Source organism: Pseudomonas sp. nanlin1 (assembly GCF_045571515.1).
In the GTDB taxonomy this organism is placed as follows: domain Bacteria; phylum Pseudomonadota; class Gammaproteobacteria; order Pseudomonadales; family Pseudomonadaceae; genus Aquipseudomonas.
This window is the reverse complement of sequence record NZ_CP124218.1, coordinates 2,126,112-2,145,968: the sequence shown is the minus strand read 5'-3', so window position 1 is coordinate 2,145,968 and position 19,857 is coordinate 2,126,112. Positions and strand designations below refer to the sequence as shown.

Annotated in this window: 16 protein-coding genes and 1 pseudogene; 9 read left to right on the top strand and 8 right to left on the bottom strand. The window is 59.6% G+C overall.

Features of this window, described 5'->3' with window-relative positions; translation table 11 throughout:
* The first annotated feature begins 114 nt into the window (after positions 1 to 114).
* Together mgrA and QCL65_RS10115 are read left to right on the top strand one after the other, a co-directional pair.
* Entirely contained in the window at positions 115 to 1,152 is a 1,038-nt protein-coding gene (gene mgrA / locus QCL65_RS10120; protein ID WP_407316090.1) for an L-glyceraldehyde 3-phosphate reductase, read from the top strand.
* Between the two features lie 84 nt (positions 1,153 to 1,236).
* Positions 1,237 to 2,124, top strand: coding sequence for a LysR family transcriptional regulator (locus tag QCL65_RS10115; RefSeq protein ID WP_407316089.1), 888 nt, complete (start codon positions 1,237 to 1,239; stop codon positions 2,122 to 2,124).
* Positions 2,125 to 2,127: 3 nt separating this feature from the next.
* Here QCL65_RS10115 and QCL65_RS10110 read toward each other — a convergent pair whose 3' ends face one another.
* Positions 2,128 to 2,814 (bottom strand): SDR family NAD(P)-dependent oxidoreductase, encoded by a 687-nt coding sequence (locus tag QCL65_RS10110; protein ID WP_407316088.1) that lies wholly within the window; start codon positions 2,812 to 2,814, stop codon positions 2,128 to 2,130.
* A 176-nt stretch (positions 2,815 to 2,990) separates the two neighbouring features.
* Here QCL65_RS10110 and QCL65_RS10105 point away from each other — a divergent pair, with 176 nt between their 5' ends.
* A complete protein-coding gene (locus QCL65_RS10105) occupies positions 2,991 to 3,320 on the top strand; it encodes a hypothetical protein (RefSeq protein ID WP_407316087.1) in 330 nt (109 codons plus the stop codon).
* Positions 3,321 to 3,396: 76 nt separating this feature from the next.
* On the opposite strand, the gene QCL65_RS10100 is transcribed toward QCL65_RS10105, so the two are convergent.
* Positions 3,397 to 5,736: a glycosyl hydrolase family 65 protein gene (locus QCL65_RS10100; RefSeq protein WP_407316086.1), complete on the bottom strand. Its 2,340-nt coding sequence runs from the start codon at positions 5,734 to 5,736 to the stop codon at positions 3,397 to 3,399.
* Between the two features lie 219 nt (positions 5,737 to 5,955).
* On the opposite strand from QCL65_RS10100, the gene QCL65_RS10095 reads away from it, so the two are divergent.
* Positions 5,956 to 7,083: a diguanylate cyclase gene (locus QCL65_RS10095; protein WP_407316085.1), complete on the top strand. Its 1,128-nt coding sequence runs from the start codon at positions 5,956 to 5,958 to the stop codon at positions 7,081 to 7,083.
* Here the strand turns inward: QCL65_RS10095 and QCL65_RS10090 are convergent.
* Positions 7,080 to 9,440: a DNA polymerase II gene (locus QCL65_RS10090; protein WP_407316084.1), complete on the bottom strand. Its 2,361-nt coding sequence runs from the start codon at positions 9,438 to 9,440 to the stop codon at positions 7,080 to 7,082. The two genes, QCL65_RS10095 and QCL65_RS10090, sit on opposite strands and share 4 nt — an antisense overlap.
* A gap of 151 nt (positions 9,441 to 9,591) precedes the next feature.
* Between QCL65_RS10090 and QCL65_RS10085 the strand changes: the two genes are divergently transcribed.
* The gene (locus QCL65_RS10085; protein WP_407316083.1) at positions 9,592 to 10,737 is read left to right on the top strand and encodes a murein transglycosylase A; all 1,146 of its coding nucleotides are present in this window, start codon (positions 9,592 to 9,594) and stop codon (positions 10,735 to 10,737) included.
* Between the two features lie 87 nt (positions 10,738 to 10,824).
* On the opposite strand, the gene QCL65_RS10080 is transcribed toward QCL65_RS10085, so the two are convergent.
* Positions 10,825 to 11,664: a hypothetical protein gene (locus QCL65_RS10080; RefSeq protein ID WP_407316082.1), complete on the bottom strand. Its 840-nt coding sequence runs from the start codon at positions 11,662 to 11,664 to the stop codon at positions 10,825 to 10,827.
* Between the two features lie 645 nt (positions 11,665 to 12,309).
* Here QCL65_RS10080 and QCL65_RS10075 point away from each other — a divergent pair.
* Positions 12,310 to 12,876, top strand: a pseudogene (locus QCL65_RS10075) (MltA domain-containing protein); the annotation flags it as partial.
* Positions 12,877 to 12,963: 87 nt separating this feature from the next.
* Here QCL65_RS10075 and QCL65_RS10070 read toward each other — a convergent pair.
* The 3 genes from QCL65_RS10070 to QCL65_RS10060 all read right to left on the bottom strand — a co-directional run bounded on the left by QCL65_RS10070 (position 12,964) and on the right by QCL65_RS10060 (position 16,534).
* On the bottom strand, positions 12,964 to 13,806 hold the full coding sequence (locus QCL65_RS10070; protein ID WP_407316081.1) for a hypothetical protein: 843 nt from the start codon (positions 13,804 to 13,806) through the stop codon (positions 12,964 to 12,966).
* A 194-nt stretch (positions 13,807 to 14,000) separates the two neighbouring features.
* On the bottom strand, positions 14,001 to 14,831 hold the full coding sequence (locus tag QCL65_RS10065) for a hypothetical protein (RefSeq protein WP_407316080.1): 831 nt from the start codon (positions 14,829 to 14,831) through the stop codon (positions 14,001 to 14,003).
* Positions 14,832 to 15,787: 956 nt separating this feature from the next.
* Positions 15,788 to 16,534: a hypothetical protein gene (locus QCL65_RS10060; protein WP_407316079.1), complete on the bottom strand. Its 747-nt coding sequence runs from the start codon at positions 16,532 to 16,534 to the stop codon at positions 15,788 to 15,790.
* Between the two features lie 160 nt (positions 16,535 to 16,694).
* On the opposite strand from QCL65_RS10060, the gene QCL65_RS10055 reads away from it, so the two are divergent.
* On the top strand, positions 16,695 to 17,033 hold the full coding sequence (locus QCL65_RS10055; protein ID WP_407316078.1) for a YkgJ family cysteine cluster protein: 339 nt from the start codon (positions 16,695 to 16,697) through the stop codon (positions 17,031 to 17,033).
* Between the two features lie 6 nt (positions 17,034 to 17,039).
* On the opposite strand, the gene QCL65_RS10050 is transcribed toward QCL65_RS10055, so the two are convergent.
* A complete protein-coding gene (locus QCL65_RS10050; protein ID WP_407316077.1) occupies positions 17,040 to 17,486 on the bottom strand; it encodes a response regulator in 447 nt (148 codons plus the stop codon).
* 265 nt (positions 17,487 to 17,751) lie between these two features.
* Here QCL65_RS10050 and QCL65_RS10045 point away from each other — a divergent pair, with 265 nt between their 5' ends.
* Together QCL65_RS10045 and QCL65_RS10040 are read left to right on the top strand one after the other, a co-directional pair.
* Entirely contained in the window at positions 17,752 to 18,522 is a 771-nt protein-coding gene (locus QCL65_RS10045) for a substrate-binding periplasmic protein (RefSeq protein ID WP_407316076.1), read from the top strand.
* Positions 18,513 to 19,853: a GGDEF domain-containing protein gene (locus QCL65_RS10040; protein WP_407316075.1), complete on the top strand. Its 1,341-nt coding sequence runs from the start codon at positions 18,513 to 18,515 to the stop codon at positions 19,851 to 19,853. The genes QCL65_RS10045 and QCL65_RS10040 overlap by 10 nt, the downstream gene beginning before the upstream one ends.
* Positions 19,854 to 19,857: the final 4 nt, after the last annotated feature.

Genomic DNA, 19,857 nt, shown 5'->3' with positions numbered 1-19,857 from the left:
CGCCTGATCGACACCCCTAGGGCGGCAGCGGCCAGCTACTATGATCTTTTTCGCCCGCTGATTCACGCATCATCTATGCTTCAAGGCCAACCCAATCGTCAGCACGGAACTCCCATGACCTATCTGGCCGACAGCCAACGTTATGAAAAAATGCCCTATCGCCCGGTTGGGCGCAGCGGCTTGGTACTCCCTGCCCTGTCCTTGGGGCTGTGGCACAACTTCGGCGACAGCACCCCCCTCGACACCCAGCGCGCCATGTTACGAACTGCGTTCGATCTGGGGATCAATCATTTCGACCTGGCGAACAATTACGGCCCACCCTACGGCAGCGCCGAGAGCAATTTTGGCCGGCTGTTGCGCGAAGACTTCAGCCAGTACCGCGATGAGTTGATCATCTCCACCAAGGCCGGCTGGGACATGTGGCCGGGCCCCTACGGCCAGGGCGGCGGCTCGCGCAAATACGTGTTGGCCAGCCTCGACCAGAGCCTGCAGCGCATGGGCCTGAGCTACGTCGATATCTTCTATTCGCACCGCTTCGACCCCCTCACCCCCCTCGAAGAAACCGCCAGCGCTCTGGCCACCGCCGTGCAACAAGGCAAGGCCTTGTACATCGGCATTTCCTCCTATTCCGGGGCCAAAACCCTGGAAATGGTCGCGCTACTGCGTGAATGGAAAGTACCGCTGCTGATCCACCAGCCGGCTTACAACATGCTCAACCGCTGGATCGAGCGCGACCTGTTGGACGCCACCGACGCCAGCGGCGCCGGGGTCATTGTGTTCACGGCCCTGGCCCAGGGCCTATTAACCGACAAATACCTCAACGGCACGCCCCAAGACTCGCGGGTTAACCGGCCCGGCGGCGGCTCGTTACAGGCCTCGCACCTGAGCGAGCAAAACCTGGCCCACGTGCGCGCCTTGAACGAGATCGCCCAGCGCCGCGGCCAAAGCCTGGCGCAAATGGCCCTGGCCTGGACCCTGCGCGACCCGCGGGTGACCTCGGCGCTGATCGGTGCCAGCCGCCCGGAACAGATAGTGGAAAACGTCAAAGCATTGGACAACCTGGCGTTCACCGCGCAAGAGCTGGCCGAAATCGATGGGTTTGCCCAGGAAGGCGGTATCAATCTTTGGGAGAAACCGTCCCTGGCGGAATGACCGCAATTGCAGGCTACACATGATCGGGCGGCAGGATTATGTTATATGAGCATGATCCACCGTCGCCCTCTGTGAGTTCTGACCATGAAAATCGATGACATGGACGCCTTTGTCGCCGTCATCCGCTGCCAATCCACCAACCTGGCGGCCGAGGCCCTGCAACTGACCCAGCCGGCGATCACCCGGCGCTTGCAGAATTTCGAGCAGGACCTGGGCACCACCCTGCTCGACCGCCAGACCAAACCGCTCAAGCCCACGCCCATGGGCCTGCGCGTGTACGAGCAATGCAAAGCGATCCTGCGCGAGATCGACTCGCTCCGCGAACTGGTGGCCAATGACGGCGCCCCCAGCGGGGTGTTGCGCCTAGGCGTGCCGCAGACCCTCGGCGACGTCATTCTGCTCGAAGCCCTGGGGCAGATTCGTACGGCATACCCAGCCCTGCGTACCCAGGTCATCAGTGGCTGGGGCAGCCACCTGATTGCCAAGATGGAAAACGGCGAATTGGATGCCGCCGCCGCGCTGTTCCCGGCGGGCAAAATATTCCCCGAAGGCATTACCAGCCGCACCATCGGGCGCATGCCATTACGGGTGGTGGCCGCCAAAGGCAGTGCGCCTAAACGCACCTACAAACTCAAAGACTGTTACCAGCGCGGCTGGGTACTCAACCCGGACGGCTGCGGCTTCCGCGCCGGCCTGCAACGGGCTTTGGCCGAACAGGGATTAGCGCTGCAGATCAACCTGGAAACCTTCGGCACCGACCTGCAACTGGGCCTGGTCGCCAACGGCCAGGGCCTGGGCTTAGTGCCCGCGCCGCTGCTGGCCAACAGTCGCCACCTGGACCACCTGGAAGAGGTCAACGTGGCCGACTTCCGGCCCTCGGTCGACTTGTGCCTGTTTCACCCGCGCTATCTGGGGAATTTACAGGAACCGGTGGAGGTGTTCGGTGCTGTGGCGGTCCAACGCTTGGGGTGATGGCTACCAGGGTAAACGCTCACCTGCATAACTGAAGAACCCGCCATTGTCGGTCGCAACCAGACCGTCCAACACCGCCAGCATGTCAGCCACTGCCTCCCGTGGCGGGCGGGCTTCGGGGCGGAAGGGCTTGGACAACGGCGAGGTCACGGTGCCCGGATGCAGGGCCACCAGGCGCTTGCCCGGCCAACGCCGAGCCACTTCGATGGAAGCCGTCTTGACCAGCATATTCAGCGCGGCCTTGGACGCCCGGTAGCTGTACCAGCCGCCCAGGCGGTTGTCGTCGATGCTGCCGACTTTAGCCGACAGCACCGCCATCAGGCCGTCGCCCCGCAGCAACGGCAAAAAGTGCTGGAGCACCAGCGCCGGGCCGACGGTATTGATTTGGAAGGTATCGAGGAGCTGCTGCGGGTTCAGGGCTTCGAGACTTTTTTCGGGCATGAACTCAGCCCTGTGCAGAATGCCAGTGGCCAGCACGATCAAGTCGAAACCAGGCCCTTGAGCCCAAGCGTGGGCTGCCGCCGCGATACTCTCGGGCAAGGTCAGGTCCAATGCCGGCGCGGTTTTACGGCCCAGGCGAACCACCTGCGCACAGCGTGGGTCCGCGCTCAGCAACTCGACGAAGGCGGCGCCAATGGTGCCGGTCGCACCAATGACCAACGCGCGGTACCCCTCAGGCAAACTATTCATGCCGACCCCTGTGGCTGATGATGATGGGGGGTTGGACAGCAGCGCCCGGCAAACGTCAAACAGTCGCCCTGGAGCCTGGCGAAAATCTTTTTTGCAGAGAAGGCAATATACTGGCCCCGAACCGCGCAGAGCGTCGTCAAAATCGCTTCATTTTCAGACGCTTAGGGCTTGAATCAATGCGCAGTGAGTGGATCGTACTGTTTTCCGTCGCCCTGGCGTGCAGCGCGGCAGCCGTGCAAGCCAAAGAATTAAAAGCCAACGATCGCTACGTGTGCAGTTGGGGCGCTGGCACCGCTGCCAGAGCGCAGGAATTGAAACTCTCGGGCGTGTCCCTGTACGCCGCCAGGCAGAAGCTGCACAGCTATAAATTCAGCAAGTCCTGGATGCACATGATGGCCATGGGCATCACCGAGCAGACCTACGACAGCCATTCGAAAGCCAAACCCGCCGCCGTGCGCCAGAGCTTTTTAGACGGCTGCCTGAAATACAAGTCAGCCCAGCGTTAGGCTATTTAGAGCAAAAGATTGGGGGCAGATGTGCCGCCGCCCGTAGGAGGGGGCCTTGCCCCCGATCTTTTCAACGTCACCCAGGCTGACGAAAACCAGCCAGCTCCAGGCTGGCCCCTGCCTGCAGGGTATGGCGGCCCTCGTGGTAAACGATATCAATACTGGCCGCCTCGGCGTCCAGGGTCAGGCGCAGGCGCTCCCCTTGCAATTGCACGTACACGCCGCTGCCGCGGTATTGCACGCGCACCTCGGCGCGCTGAAGCCCCGCCGGGGGTGCCGGAAATACATGCAGGCCATCCAGCGCTGGGCGTAGCCCCAGGTAGTGACGCTGCAGCACGTCCAGCGACCCGGCCATGGAGCCCAGGTGCACGCCCTCCACCGTGCCGCTGTCGGAGGGTGCATGCAGGTCGGTGCTCAGGCATTGGCGAAAATTCGCCCAAGACTCTTCAGGCGCGTAGTGGGTCAAGGCGCCCGCGCAGACCATGGCCGATAGGCTCGACTCATGGGTAATACGCTCCATGTGAAAACGCGCCGTGCGCTCACAGGCATCAAGATCGAACGCATAGCCCAGGTGCCCCAGCAGGCCGATCAAATCAGCGGGTGCGAACAGGTGCAGCAACATCAGTACATCTGCCTGCTTGGTGAGCTGGTAGTGGTTGCAACTGTCTTCGCGTTTTTCAAGTAGCCAGTCCAGGCGTGGCATGCCGTCTTCGGACCAACCGGCGGGGGCCCGTGCAAGCTTTTCGTAGCCCTCGAACAGGTTCATCACACCGTCGTCCATAAAGGGCACGTACAGGCGCCGAGTCAGCGTGGTCCAGTGGCGGGTTTCCTCAGTGCTCAGGCCCAGACGCGCGGACAACGCGGCAGCGTCGCTGGCGGGCAGCAACTGCAGGCAGTCAAGCGCGCGGTGCAGCGTCCAGGCCGCCATGACGTTGGTGTAGGCATTGTTGTCGAGGCCCGGTTGCGTGGCGCCCGGGTAAGCGGTGTGATACTCGTCAGGGCCGATAATGCCGCGGATGACATAACGGTCACGGCCCGGGTCGTACTCGGCAATGCTGCTCCAAAAGCGCGCCACCTCCAACAGGATCTCGCCGCCCATGCCCGCGAGCAGTTGGGTGTCGCCAGTGGCCAGGAACAACGTCCAGACATCGTAGGCTATCGCCGCGCCCACATGCCGCTGCAAGTAGGTAGGGTCGGCCATCCAGCGGCCCGAAAGGGGGTTGTACTGGAACGGCGGGGTCTGCTCGGTGCCGTCGATCGCGCTGCGCCAGGGGTACATGGCCCCCTGGTAGCCGGCGGCACGGGCTGCCTGACGGGCACTGTCCAGGCGTTTATAGCGATAGGTCAGCAGGTGGCTCGCCAGTTCCGGAAAGTGGCTGCCCAGAAACCCAAAGGCGAGGATTTCGTCCCAGAATATCTGGCCAAAATAGCCTTCCTGCCAACCCCGAGCCGGGAAGCCTTGGTCGCGGCCGACGCTCAGCGGTGAAGTCGTTTGCAGCAAGTGGAAGGCGGCGAAATTCAGCGTCCGCTCCAGCGCCGGGTCGTCGAGGCGCAGCGGCATCTGCCGCCACAACGCCTGCCAGGCCTGCCAGTGCGCATCGCGCAAATCAGCGAACTGGCCGCGCCGGGGCTGCGCGGGCGCACCATCGAGCGTGACCTGAGCGTACAAATCAATGGTTAACGCCTGCCCTTGGGCGACCCGGCAACGGCTGTGCTGCACCACTCGGCGCGGTTCCACGGTAGTCTGCCAGGGCGTATGCGCCAGTGACAGGTCGATTTGCCGCTGCACTTGCACCTTGCGCTGCGGCTCGTGCAAGTGGGCGACCACGGCGGCGTGACCTGCGGCGTCATGGCTGAAAACCAGCCCTTGCAAGCGCTGCCCTTCATAAGCCTGATCACGCTCGACCAGCCCGTTGACGACCCCGCCGTTGAGGACACTGCGCACGTGCAGATCAACGTCTGCCGAGGGCGCGCGCACTTCCCAGCGCAGCAGTAGCAGGTCAGGCTGGTGCATGCTCACCAGGCGAGTCTCGTTCACCTGCACGAGTTGGTCACCCAGAAGAAACTCCAGGCTGCGGTGCACTTCGCCCAGGTCCAGGTTCAACGTCTGCCGGTAGCCCAGTAACGGCACCTGGTCCAGGTCGAACCACTGCTCACCCTCTACGGACACACTCAAACCAAACGGATCCGGCAGATTGACCAGTGCCTCAAGGCCGACGCTTGTGCCGTTGACCTGGCGCGGCGCGTTGTCGTACCAACCTGCATGGTAAAGGCCCTGATAATGGCCCGGGGCATCCACCGCGCCCGCGCGCCAGGAGAGCACCCCATTACCCAAAGCAAACAGCGCCTGGCGGCGTGGTTCGTCGGCCGGATCATAGTGGTCGAACAGGAGTTCATGGGGGCGAGTATCGATCATTGGCGAGTAGGCTCGTCTGGGTAATGGGCTAGCAATACCGACTCGACGCTGCTTGGGCTTGTTCCGAGGGATACGTTTCAAGGTACTTCAGCGAACATTGCCAAGGGTTGTATGAAAAAATTGCCAAGCGACGCGCATTTGCGGGCGAAATTCCGCTTTTCGCGCTAGTGGCGTGCTGCCACAATCGCGCTTTTTTTCGGCAGCACCCAGGCGGACCCAATGGATCGCGTTGACCCCGTACACCCCTTGACTGTGTCCATTGCCGAGCAAGTGCACACGGACCGCCTGCAGCAGCTGTTCCGCCAGTCCTATTCGGCCGTGTTGGGTAGTTTCCTGGCTGCGCTGATGCTCTGCTGGCTGTGCTGGAACCGCCTCGACCGCAGCACCATGCTGACCTGGCTGGCCCTGCTCACCGCCTCGACGCTGCTGCGCAGCGCGATGTTCCTGAGCTATTTTCGCAGCCATGAGCGCGAGCGCACCCCGCAGCGCTGGGAACGCACCTATTGGGTCAGCCTGGTGGTGTCTGCCGGTATCTGGGGCCTGGGCGCGCTGGCGCTGATTCCTTCCGGCGACCTGGCGTCCCAGGCGTTGGTCATGCTGTTCACGGTGGGCATGTCGGTGGCGGCGGTATCTTGTTATTCGGCGTACCGCTATATGACCTTGGTGTCCATGGCGCTGGTGTTACTGCCGTGCACCTTGTGGCTGTTGTTGCAGGGCACGCCCATGCCCATGGGCATTGGCTTTGCCACCCTGGTGTTTGCCTCGTTCGTCGCCGGCGCCGCGCGCAAGCTGTCCAAAGCCCTGGAGAAAGCCTTCCGCCTGACCCGTGAAATGGAGCAGGCGCATCAGCGCTCCCACTACGCCGCGCAAACCGATGAGCTCACGGGACTTAACAATCGCCGAGCGTTCTTCGCGTTGGCCGAACCTTTGTATGAGCACTGCCGGCGCAACCGGCTGCCGTTGTGCGCGCTGATGCTAGACATGGACCACTTCAAACACATTAACGACACCTACGGCCACCAGGTCGGCGACCAGGTGCTGCGGCAGATGGGCCGGGTGATCACCAGTGCCTGTCGTAACGGGCACGTGTGCGGCAGGCTGGGTGGCGAAGAGTTCGCCATGCTGCTGCCCGATACCTCAATTGACGCCGCCCAGGCCTTGGCCGAACGCTTGGTGCAGACCATCGCCAGCCTGGAAACCGAAACCGTCCACCGGGTTACGGCCAGCCTTGGCGTGGCTAGCCTAACGGCAGACGGCGACCTGCACAGCCTGCTCAACAGCGCCGACAAAGCCCTGTACCGCGCCAAGGCGCAGGGGCGTAATCAGGCGGTGGTGGCCCACCACTAGAACAGGCCCATCTGGCCACCCACCAAAGTCGCGAAGTCGTCGTCCACGAACGGCAGAATGCCATCGGCGACGGGTTGTAGTTGGCGGCTTATATAGTGGTCGTAGTCGATCGGCGACTGTCGCGCTTCCAGCGGTTCGGGCCCGGCCAGGGTGATCACATAGCTGATCCAACCGCCGTTCTGGTACTGCCGGGCCCTGCCGTGGCGGTCGTTGTAGGCGTCCGCCAGGCGCGCGGCACGGACGTGGGGCGGGACATTGCGTTGGTAGTCGTCCAGGGGCCGGCGCAGGCGTTTACGGTAAACCAACAGCGCGTCCAATTCGCCGGCCAAGGTCTGGCGAACATAGTCGCGCAGGTAATCCTGGTACGGTTTGCGCTGAAAAATACGCAAGTACAACGCCTGTTGGAACTGCCGCGCCAGGGGCGACCAGTCGGTGCGGACGGTTTCCAAGCCTTTGTAGACCATCTCGTCGCTGCCGTCGGCGCGGGTGACCAAACCGGCATAGCGTTTCTTGCTGCCCTCCTCGGCACCTCGAATGGTCGGCATGAGAAAGCGCCGAAAGTGCGTCTCATACTGCAGTTCCAAAGCACTGGCCAGGCCGTATTCAGCCTGCAGATGCTCGACCCACCACTGATTGACCGCTTGCACCAGCCCCTGGCCGATCTGCGCGGCCTCCTGCTGACCATGGGCGCGGCCGAGCCAGACAAAGGTGGAATCGGTATCGCCATAGATCACCTGATAGCCGCGGTCTTCGATCAACTGGCGGGTTTGCCGCATGATCTGGTGCCCGCGCAGGGTGATCGACGAGGCCAGGCGCGGGTCGAAGAAGCGGCAACCGCTGGAACCCAATACCCCGTAGAACGCGTTCATGATGATCTTCAACGCCTGCGACAGCGGGGCATTGTGCTCGCGCTTGGCGGCTTCGCGGCCTTGCCAGACGCTTTCGACGATGGCTGGCAAGCAATGCCGGGTGCGGGAAAACCGGGCACCGCGAAACCCTGGCACCGAGCTGGCGTCATCCGGTTCGCGCAGGCCTTCGACCAAGCCGATAGGGTCGATCAAAAAGGTACGAATGATCGAGGGATAGAGGCTTTTGTAGTCCAGCACCAAAACCGACTCGTACAGCCCGGGCCGCGAGTCCATGACAAAGCCGCCCGGGCTGGCTTCGGGCGCACGCTCACCCAGATTGGGCGCAACGAAGCCCTGGCGGTGCATCAGTGGCAGGTACAAGTGGCTGAACGCTGCCACCGAACCGCCGCTGCGATCGGCCGGCAAGCCGGTCACGCTGGCCCGTTCCAGCAGGAAGGTCAGCAGCTGAGTGTGGGCGAAGATCCGCGTGACCAGTTCGCAGTCTGTAATGTTGTAGCGGGCCAGTGCCGGTTTGTCCTCGGCGAACATGCGGTTGATCGAATCCATCCGCTGGTACGGATTGTCGATGGCCTTGCCCTCGCCCAGTAGCGTCTGGGCCACCGACTCCAGGCTGAACGAGGGGAAACTCCAAGTCGCCGAGCGCAGCGCCTCGATACCATCGATCAGCAAACGCCCGGCGGCACCGGCGAAGTAATGCTTGCCTGAAGCCTGTTCGCGCCAGGTCATCACTTCGCCGCCGCGCCCCAGACGCAGAGGCACGCCTAGGCTGGTGGCCTGCTGGTGCAACACGCGCAGGTCGAACTGGATCACGTTCCAGCCAATGATGGCGTCCGGGTCGTGCTGTGCCAGCCATTGGTTAAGGCTCTCGAGCAATTGCACCCGGGTATCGCAGTAAGTCAGCTGGAAATCCACATCTGGTGGCGTTGCCGGGGTCGGCCCGAGCATGTACACCTGGCGCTGGCCACAGCCTTGCAGGCCGATGCAATAAAGTTCGCCGCGCTCACTGGTCTCGATGTCCAGCGAGCACAGTTTCAACGTTGGCCGGTAGTGGGGCGCAGGCTTGATCTGCGCCTCGAGCAGCAGGCCGCCCTCCCCCGGCTGCCCATGAAACTGCACGGGGGCGGTGATGAACCGCTCCATCAGGTAGCGCTCGGGGGGCCGAATATCCGCTTCGTACACCTCGACCCCGGCGGCCCGCAGGGTGGTTTCAGCATGCTGCGCCAGGCGTTGCTGGCGGCAGTACAGGCCCAGCACCGGCCGCTGCTGGAAGTCGCGCAGGGCCAGGCGGCGCAGTTCGATGTCGCGCTCACCCTGCAACGCCGCCTCGGCCACACTGCGCTGTTCGGCCGGGATAAACGCCACGGCGGTTTGCAACGGCACCCGCAAGCGTTGCGGCCCCTGGTCAGTGGCCAGCCAAAATTCGACTTCCGTGCCCGCCGGCGTATCGCGCCAGTGCCGGGTCAAAAGGAAGCCCTGTCGTAACTCCACCGCTGTCGACTCCACTGCCTATCCGAAGGGCGATTCTACCGGGCAATGCCGCCGGGCGCGCAGGTGAATCGAGCACTGGGGTTTGACGGGGTCGTCGAGTTTCACCAAGCTAACGCCCTTTTAACAACGACTTCTTGCGAGGAACCCTTAGGTGTCCGAACCCCGTAGCCCCTGGCGCAAACTGCTGTTGTGCGCAGTCCCGGCCCTTGTTCTGCTCGCAGCCTGCGATGGCGGCGCGCCGAAACCCGAAGTCAAACCGGTGGCAACTTACGCCCCGGCCAGCTGGAAGGACCTTCCCGCCGTGAGCGACGCCGACCTGCTGGCTGGTTTCGCCGCCTGGCGCTCAGCCTGCCAACGCCTGGCCAACGACGCCATCTGGAAAGCCCCCTGCGCCGCTGCCAGCACCGTCGACAGCACACCCCAGGCGGTACGCGGGTTTCTCGAGGCACAACTGCAGGTATACGGCTTGCGCTCAGCGGAAAAAGGCGCCCATGGCCTGATAACCGGCTATTACGAGCCGGTCTACCGCGGCAGCCACACCCGCAGCGAGCGCGATAACGTGCCGGTCTACGGTGTGCCGGACGACCTAGTGGTGGTCGCACTGGACAGTCTATACCCGGAGCTCAAAGGCAAGCGCCTGCGCGGCCGGGTCGAAGGCCGTACCCTCAAGCCCTACGATGACGCCGCTACGATTGCCCGCCAAGGCGTAAACGCGCCGGTGGTGGCCTGGTTGAGCGACCCGATGGACCTGCAATTCTTGCAAATCCAAGGCTCGGGCCGAATCCAGCTCGATGACGGTGAGCAACTGCGCATCGGTTATGCCGACCAAAACGGCCACCCCTATAAACCCGTGGGCCGTTGGTTGGTGGAACAGGGCCAGTTGAAGAAAGAAGAGGTGTCCATGGGGCGCATCCGCGACTGGGCCATCGCTAACCCACAACGAGTGCCCGAGCTGCTGGCGAGCAACCCCAGCTATGTATTCTTCAGCCTGCGCCCCAGCAGCAACGAAGGCCCCCGTGGCTCCCTCAACGTGCCCTTGACCCCCGGCTACAGCGTGGCCATCGACCGCAAGGTGATCCCCCTGGGTAGCCTGCTCTGGCTCTCCACCACACGCCCAGACGGCAGCCCCGTGGTACGCCCGGTCGCCGCCCAGGACACCGGCGGCGCGATCAACGGCGAAGTGCGCGCAGACTTGTTTTGGGGCACAGGCGATGCCGCGGGAGAGCTGGCGGGCAATATGAAACAAGAGGGGCAAGTGTGGTTGCTCTGGCCCAAGGGAGCCGCGCTGCCGCAATAACCTTTGGGTCCCGCCTGCCCCAGCAACTTAAGGGTGCAAACTCTGCTGGGTTGGGCGGGCCGGGCTCATCGGCCCGGCCCTATTGATCTATTTTTGTTGACTATGGATATCCGCCAGGCGGGATAAAAACGTCAACGAAGCATCGGTGGCGCTACGTAGGCCGATTCTTGGGTTCAACAAGAACTCGATAAAGTCGCTTCCCAAACCGAGATCGCCCTGAAGCTTACCTCTGAGTTCCTCGGCTTTTAGGGTGATCGACTCCGGCATGATGTTTTTTGCAGCAGCGATTTTTTCTGGGTCAGTCTCGGCAAAATCCCAGTCGTAAGGGAATACGTCTGCGGCTTGTAGCGTGCTTCCATAATGATTCTGAATACCTCGCCTCAGCGCCAGCCCCCCGACCTCAGCCAGATCAAGCCCATGCTCTTTGGCAGCAATATAAGTTTCGGTTAAATTATCCAGATCTGATAATGTCAGGTCCGCCATCACACTACCAGAGCCTAATTTATGCACGCGACTTGCATTATCCAGCTTAATACTTGCGATTTCAGCATTATCACTTTTTAACTGGGCGACGACATCGGCCTTATCCAAACTAATGCCACTGTCCTTAGCCGCCGCAATCATCGTCGACGCCGCCTTATCAAAAAGATAATCGTTATATTTACCTACATTTACGTAACCACTGGGCGGCATATTACCTTGGACCGGCCCGGTAAAAGCGGGAAGATGCTCATCTTTCACATATTCATTTGCAGTGGCATACAAAGAGGAAAGCAATTTTGCAGATTCTGAGATCTGCGTAGCATTGGCTGAATTTTGCGCAACGCTTGCGTGAACAGCGATGTTCGAGTCACGTCGATTCGTGTGAATCTCAGCACTCACCGTAGAAGCGTGCGAATGGGGCATCGAAGTATTTAGGTTGATCACGACCTTCTCCCTGAAGATACAAAATCTCTGACATAGAACCAAAGGTTTTTTAATGTTCTATCAATACGAGTAATGCACCGTGATCGTATTACTGTGTCTCGGATAAACCGGATAGGTCCCCCCTACCATTATGCCTGTGATCTTGAATCTACCTTTCGCGTCTACACCTTTGAAAAACTCGGTGGATCCCACCCGGTTGGCGGACGCATCCCAGCATTTGACATAGGCTGAGGAGTAGCGAGTTGCATAACAAACTTGGAATGCCTGAACCGTAGCGCCGTTTGCATAAAGGCCAATATTCCATGCGACGGACGATACAACGCTCCCCGTGGGAATTGATGTAGGGGTTTGGAAAAAGTTAGAGTTTTCAGTATCCGCTGCGTAGACTTTGGGCGCCAGGAGTGTCTGCGTCCAACTAGACGGATTCGCAAGCCCAACCTGGGCTGATAGTACTGCAACGGCAAAAACAGACAATCTGATGGTTTTTTTCACGAGGGTCAGCCTCTTGCAAGATTGATGGCCTCCATGGCATTCAATGAACGTGAACGAATGAGCACAGCGCGAAGAAAGCGCTCATCCTCGGTGTAACCTAGGTACGCCTATTGTATCGGCAGCGGCGTTGGTTACTTGAGCGAGCTGAAAAGGTTGAGCGACCCGATGGACCTGCAATTCTTGCAAATCCAAGGCTCGGGCCGAATCCAGCTCGATGACGGTGAGCAACTGCGCATCGGTTATGCCGACCAAAACGGCCACCCCTATAAACCCGTGGGCCGTTGGTTGGTGGAACAGGGCCAGTTGAAGAAAGAAGAGGTGTCCATGGGGCGCATCCGCGACTGGGCCATCGCTAACCCACAACGAGTGCCCGAGCTGCTGGCGAGCAACCCCAGCTATGTATTCTTCAGCCTGCGCCCCAGCAGCAACGAAGGCCCCCGTGGCTCCCTCAATGTACCCTTGACCCCCGGCTACAGCGTGGCCATCGACCGCAAGGTAATCCCCTTGGGCAGCCTGCTTTGGCTCTCCACCACACGCCCGGACGGCAGCCCCGTGGTACGCCCGGTCGCCGCCCAGGACACCGGCGGTGCGATCAACGGCGAAGTGCGCGCAGACTTGTTTTGGGGCACAGGCGATGCCGCGGGAGAGCTGGCGGGCAATATGAAACAAGAGGGGCAAGTGTGGTTGCTGTGGCCCAAGGGCGCCGCGCTGCCGCAATAACCTTTGGGTCCCGCCTGCCCCAGCAACTTAAGGGTGCAAACTCTGCTGGGTTGGGCGGGCCGGGCTCATCGGCACGGCCCTATTGATCTATTTTTGTTGACTATGGATATCCGCCAGGCGGGATAAAAACGTCAACGAAGCATCGGTGGCGCTACGCAGGCCAATTCTTGGGTTCAACAAGAACTCTATAAAGTCGCTTCCCAAACCGAGATCGCCCTGAAGCTTACTTCTGAGTTCCTCGGCTTTTAGGGTGATCGACTCCGGCATGATGTTTTTTGCAGCAGCGATTTTTTCTGGGTCAGTCTCGCTGAAGTCCCAGTCGTAGGGGTAAATATCCCCAGCTTGTAAAGCGCTTCCATGACGATTTTGGTGACCTCGATTTGACGCCAGGACCTGAACCTCAGCAAGATCAAGCCCGTTCTCTTTGGCCGTAATATAAGTCTTGGTAAAATTATCAATATCGGAATCTGTCAAGTAAGCAAAATCAACAGTTGCGCCAAGTTTCTGCTTTCGACTGGCATCATCCATTCTGATATTAACCATGTCTATATGGTCGCTTTTTAACTGCGCCAGGACATCCGCCTTCTCCAGGGCAACCCCTTGATCCCTGGCCGCCGCGACCATCGTTGTAGCCGCCTTATCGAATAGGTAGTCATTGTATTTGCCAACATCGATATAAGCGCCTGGGCTGTGATGACCTTTGACCGGCCCCGCGTAGGCTTCGAGGTACTCTTCTTTCAAGTAATCACTTGCGGACGCGTACAACGATGAAAGCAGTTTTGCTTGCCCTGATATCTGAGTATCACTGGCAATGGAGGCTGGCGTTTTTGCACTGCCCTCGACCATTCCTCTGCCCACACCCATAGGATCAACCTGGGTAGCCGGAAGAGACGTGCGCGTATAGGAACTAAAGGTATTGATAGTGACCATGCTATTCTCCTTGGAATTTCACGCCCGCAGCAGAGCGGCAGGCGGTCCTTTAGCGGGATATGGCCTCCATGGCATTCAATGAAGTTAAACGGATAAAAATCTGTCTCATTTGCTATATCAGGAAAGTGTGGCTTTCATCAAAGCACACTTTCTGATAAATTTTGAGGTGCTAAGGCCCAAAATGATACGCCGAGCTATTTGCTGTTATAGATATCGGCCAACTTAGATAGAAACGTCAGCGAATCATCAGTCGCACCACGCAGTCCGATTCTCGGGTTCAATAAGAACTCTATAAAATCCCTTCCCAAGCCAAGATCTCCCTGAAGTTTAGCCCTCAGCTCTTCGGCTTTAAGAATTATCGACTCCGGCATGATGTTTTTTGCGGCGGCGATTTTTTCTGGGTCAGTCTCGCTAAAGTCCCAGTCGTAGGGGTAGAGATCGCCGGCCTGTAGAGTACTTCCACAACGGTTCTGTATACCTCGCTGCAAAGCTAGCCCCTCGACTTCGTTGATATCAAGGTCATTCTCTTTAGCCGCAATAAACGCCTTGGTAAAATTATCAAGGTCGGCTGTCGTTAAATCTGAGTAGACATTATCCCCACCCAGCTTTTTTTGACGGTTCGCCTCATCCAAGCGAATGCTGGCAATGTCAGAATGTTCATCTTTCAGCTGTGCTAGAACATCCTCTTTTGCCAAGTCCAAGCCCTTTTCTTTAGCGGCGACAACCATGGTCATAGCCGCTTTTTCGAATAAGTAGTCGTTATATTTTCCTACGTCAATATAGGCGCCGGGAGTAACGTTACCGTTCACCGCGCCTGAATAGGCTGTGAGATGTTCATTTTTTATATAGTCGCTAGCAACGGCATACAGAGATGACAGAACTATCGCAGAACTGGAGATTTGTGCGTCCTCGGCGGTCGCTGTCGCGGATTCTTCCGCGATGTCTGAGCTGACCCGAGTGGCACCCACTTTATTAGAGAGTGTCGAAGTAGGCAAATGAGATATTGAATTATTAAGTGTGATCACAATTCTCTCCTTGGAATTAAAATCGCCTGAACTACATCCATGGGCGATTAATCAACGCGCTATCAGTACTGATAGTTAACAGTCAGGGTGTTGCGATGCGTTGGATGAACAGGGTACGTCCCCCCCGCTAGCACTCCAGTGATCTTAAACCTACCCCTCGCATCTAAACCATTAAAAAAATCAGTCGACCCTGCCAAATTTCCCGACAGGTTCCAACATTTAACATAGGTGGTGGAATAACGTGTCGCGTAACAGATGCGGTACTCGTGCCTCGTCGCACCGTTCTTGTATAGTCCAACCTCCCAACGGATGGAAGACACTAGAGCCTCCGTGGGAATGGAAATAGAGGTAGGAAAGAAGTTGGAATTTTCAGTGCCAGCAGCGTAAACGCTAGGCGCCGCGAGGGTTTGCGTCCAACTAGAATTACTGGCGAGCCCAACCTGGGCTGATAGGAGTCCAACGGCAAAAACAGACAATCTGATGGTTTTTTTCACGAGGGTCAGCCTCTTGCAAGATTGATGGCCTCCATGGCATTCAATGAACGTGAACGAATGAGCACAGCGCGATGCAAGCGCCCATCCTCGGTGTAACCTAGGTGCGCCTACTGTATCGGCAGCGGCGTTGGTTACTTGAGCGGGCTGAAAAGGGCGCTCGGTATAGCGCGGGCATCGTCGATGACGGTAGCTGTCATTCTGGCGGGGGGCGCAATAGTTGAGCCTTTCGATCTTCTGCCTCCACAGGGCAGAAACCAAAAAACCCGCCGAAGCGGGTTTTTTCCAAGACCATTCCAACTCCCTGTCGGCGGCCTTCCAGGCCATGGTCGATCTTCCTTGATCCTGCCGAGCTTCCCGCTCTGCAGTTGATGGGGCTAGATTACGGGGTTGCCGGCATCCGTGCATAGAGCCGAACGCCGCAGTTCATGTAAGCGATTGGCTATAGCGCTGGCGGGCGCGAGCCTACTGCACGGGCAAGAAGTTCATAAACAGCAGGCTTTGCGCGTAGTTGAGACCGATACGCCGGTAGCGTTCGTCGAGCATTTGCGCCAGCAAGTCGAGGCGCGCGACGATTTTTCCAAACTCCACGGCGAAACTCAGATTACTGCCCTCTTCGGATATTTCATTGGAAAACAGCAGAGGCTCGCCCTGGCTGTTTTGCCGTTGGCTGAGTAACCAAGTGGCTTTCTCGATGTTGCGCGCGGCATTGCTAACGAACTTGGGGTCGATGGTGTCGGTGATGTAGAACTCGGTGCGCCCGCCATGGGCGGTGACCAACATGCTACCGATGGCATAGATAAAAGCGCCGACGCGGTCGCCTTTGAAATCCGGGCTCAGCGCATAGCTCAAGGCCGCAAGGTCGCGGCGCCCACCCAGGGTAGGCATGGGCCTTTGTTGCTCGATCGCCTGACGCACTTCGCGCTCGGCTTCGCTGGCCTGTAAAAAGCCGGACTTGCGCCATTGGGATGGGTTGCGCTGGTAGAGCTTGTTCATCAATAAGTAGAGGCTCGATAAGTTATCGCGCATCTCCAAGGTCGCCATGCGGTCGACACTGGTTTGAAAGAACTCTTCAGGCCGCCCTTTGCTAAATTGGTTGGCAATGTCCTGGCCTTGCTGCTGAGTGCAGCCACTGACCAGCCAGACCAAGGCACAGGCCAGCCAGTGACGGTGGCGCAAACGCCGGGCAGGGGAATACAACGCAGAGGGCATCGAGGCTCGACTCAAGCAAGGGGATGCCCGTGAGCGGCGCATCCTGCCATTGCATAGAGCGGCAAAAAACGAAAAAGTGCGATGAACGGTAGGTTTGGGTGCAGCCCAGGCTTTGTGAACGGCGTGACTACCGGTACCCTCTGGCCTTCAATCATTGCCCATGGGTGAACCTTTGATCCCGCTTAAGGCCCTGCCCCTTAGTGCTCCCTCAGCCGAGCACGATGCCAGCGTTAGCTGCGACACGTGCAGCGCCAAATGCTGTCGCCTGGAAGTCATGCTGATCAGCGACACCGGGGTGCCGGAGCGGTTTATCGAGGAGGATGCATGGGGCTCGTTGACCATGGCCCGCCTGGACGACGGTTGGTGCGCAGCCCTGGACCGGCACACCATGCGCTGCAGCATTTACGAGCTAAGGCCGTGGATTTGCCGGGAGTTTGAGATGGGTGGGCCTGAGTGCCTTGAAGAACGCCAGGCCGACCTCTGGGCCGAGGCCCACTGAAAGATTTCAGCGAGTAAGCTCAGCCTGGGGCTGGTCACCGGCCTGAATGCGCTGCTTGCCACGTTTCAAAGCCGCTTCTACCCCGTCGATCATCTGGCCGAAACTCCAGGGCTTGCGCACGAATTCGACTTTATGCCTTACGCCCGAGCTTTCCGGCGTTTCATGCCCGGACATTACCAGGATAGGAATTTGCGGCCAGGTATCACCCGACCAGTTGGAAAGGTCAGCACCGTTCATTGTGCCTGGCATCAGGATATCGGTCAGCAGTAACGAAACACTTTGGGCATTTTGCTCAAGAAAGCGCTTAGCCTCGTCAGCCGACTCCAAAGAGTGGGTTTTATACCCCTCATCCGTGAGAATTTCACACACGAATTCCCGAATGACTGGCTCGTCTTCGACGACAAGCACCAGCGGTCCCGCGGGACCCTTTTGTTCCATCAATAATGAACTCATGATAATAATCCGTCGGCTGTCGACCCGTCGCGGGAACGACCGTAGTGCTGTTACTTGAGTGTGAACGACAGGACGCCAGAAAATTCCATTTCCTATGGACGAACGGCGGAAAATTGTTAAAAAACGTCCACACTTACCTGCTTTGCAGCGCTTCTCAAGGTTAATGGATCCAGGCCGATACTTATCATGCCAGTTGAACAGGCCTGCCATACATCGCAGGGTCCAGTGGCCCGTATCACCACCCCGTTGTCCAAAAGGACACCTTATGACATGGACCTCACTGCGTATCGTTCGCTACCGCCTAGTGGCCTTGCTGTTTCTCGCCTGTGCCAGCGCGTCGAGCAGCGCCGTGGCTGCGCTGCGCGGGGTGACGGAAGAGATGCCGCCGTTCAACATGACTCAAAACGGCGAAGTCACCGGCATGGCCACCGAGGTGGTGCAAGCGGTATTGCATCAGGCTGCCCTTGAAGCCCCTCTGCGCTCGATGCCGTGGGCGCGTGCCTACGACCTGGCGCAGCACAACAGCAACGTGCTGATCTATTCCATCGTCCGTACCCCACAGCGCGAGCCGCTGTTCCATTGGGTCGGGGTGATTGCGCCGACGCGCTGGGCGCTGTTCACCCTGGCCCGCCGCCCCATTGAGCTGCGCAGCCTGGAAGATGCCCGGCGCTATCAGGTCGCGACCGTCAAAGAGGACGCCGGCGAACAGTTTTTACTGGCCCACCATTTTGCTTTGGGCGTTAGCCTGCAATCCAATACCCGCTACGAGTTGAACTACGAGAAGCTCAAGCAGGGCCACGTCGACCTTTGGATCGCCAACGAACTCAACGCCCGCTATATCGTCCGCGCAGCAGGCGACAACCCCGACGATCTGATTAGCGAGGCCCTCAACCTGCCGGAGCTCGGCGGCGGTGATGGGATGTACCTGGCCGTGAGCCTCGGCACCCCCATCGCCACAGTCGAGCGCTTGCGGCACGCCCTCGATACCGTGCGAGCCAACGGTACCTACGCTGCCATTGCGCGCAAATGGCTATAAAAACCGCCGGCCCACTACGCCCTCGACCGCGCTGGCGAGAGCGCTCGCTGGGGCGGCGGCTGGTATTGGCAACCCTGGTGTTTTCCTTGCTGTTCACCCTCGTCGGGGCCGCAGCACGCACCTGGTTTGCCTGGCAGAGCAACCTGACCACCATGAACACCGAACTGGGGCTGATCGACCAAGTCTTTCAATACACCCTGGGCAAGGCGGTCTGGGAGGTGGACCGCGAGTCGTTGCTCACCCAACTGGACAATGTCGCCCAGGCCGCCCCGGTCGGGCGCGTGGAGCTGCGCATCATCAATGAAGGACGCAAGCCGGAAATACTCGAACGGGTGCGCAGCGACTTCAATACCTCCCGCTACGCCCCCGTGCTGCAACGCAACCTTGTGGTACATCCCTACCCTGGCTCGATCGAAACGGTCGGCTCGCTGCTCATCGAAGGTGATGAGAACATTCTCTGGCAACGCTTATGGCAAGACGTCGCCAGTATCATCATCACCCAGGTGGCCCAGTCACTGGCCCTGGCGGGAATGATCATGGCCATGTTCAACCGTACCGTCACGGTGCACGTGCAACACATCGCCGAACACCTCAGCCAACTGTCCCCGCGCTCGCTGCGCCGGCGCCTGCTGTTGGATCGGTCGCGCAAAACCAATGACGAGCTGGCCCTGTTGGAGAGCGGGGTCAACGCGCTGCAAGACAAACTGGTCACCTACCTGGACGGCCAGCGCGAAGCCGAGCGGGCCCTGGCCGCAAGCCGCGACCACCTGGCCGATCTGGTGCAGGCGCGCACGGCTGAACTGCAGGCGGCCAATCAACGCCTGGAACGCTTGTCGCGCCACGACCCGCTGACAGGCTTGGCCAATCGGCGCCATTTCGACGAGCTGAAAAATATTGAATTCGAACGCGCCCGGCGCCAACAGCAGCCCTTGGCGGTGCTGATGTGCGACGTCGATTATTTCAAGCGCTACAACGACAGCCATGGCCATGCCGGCGGCGATGAATGCCTGCGGCAGATCGCCGAGACACTCAAAGGCACCTTCAACCGCTCTGGTGAACTGATCGCGCGTTTGGGTGGCGAAGAATTTGCGGTACTGCTGCCCGGCGCGGACCTGTCGGGTGCGTTACAGGCTGCCGAGCGCTTGCGCACGGCCCTGGACCAGCGGCAGCTACCCCATGGCGCCTCCCCGGTCTCGCCCTGGATCACCGTTAGCATTGGCGTGGCACAACTGGAGGAGGCGCACATGACGCATTTCGACTCACTGCTGCAAAGGGCCGACCAGGCGCTTTATCGCGCCAAGCAGCAAGGCCGCGACAGGGTCGCGCAATGAACCG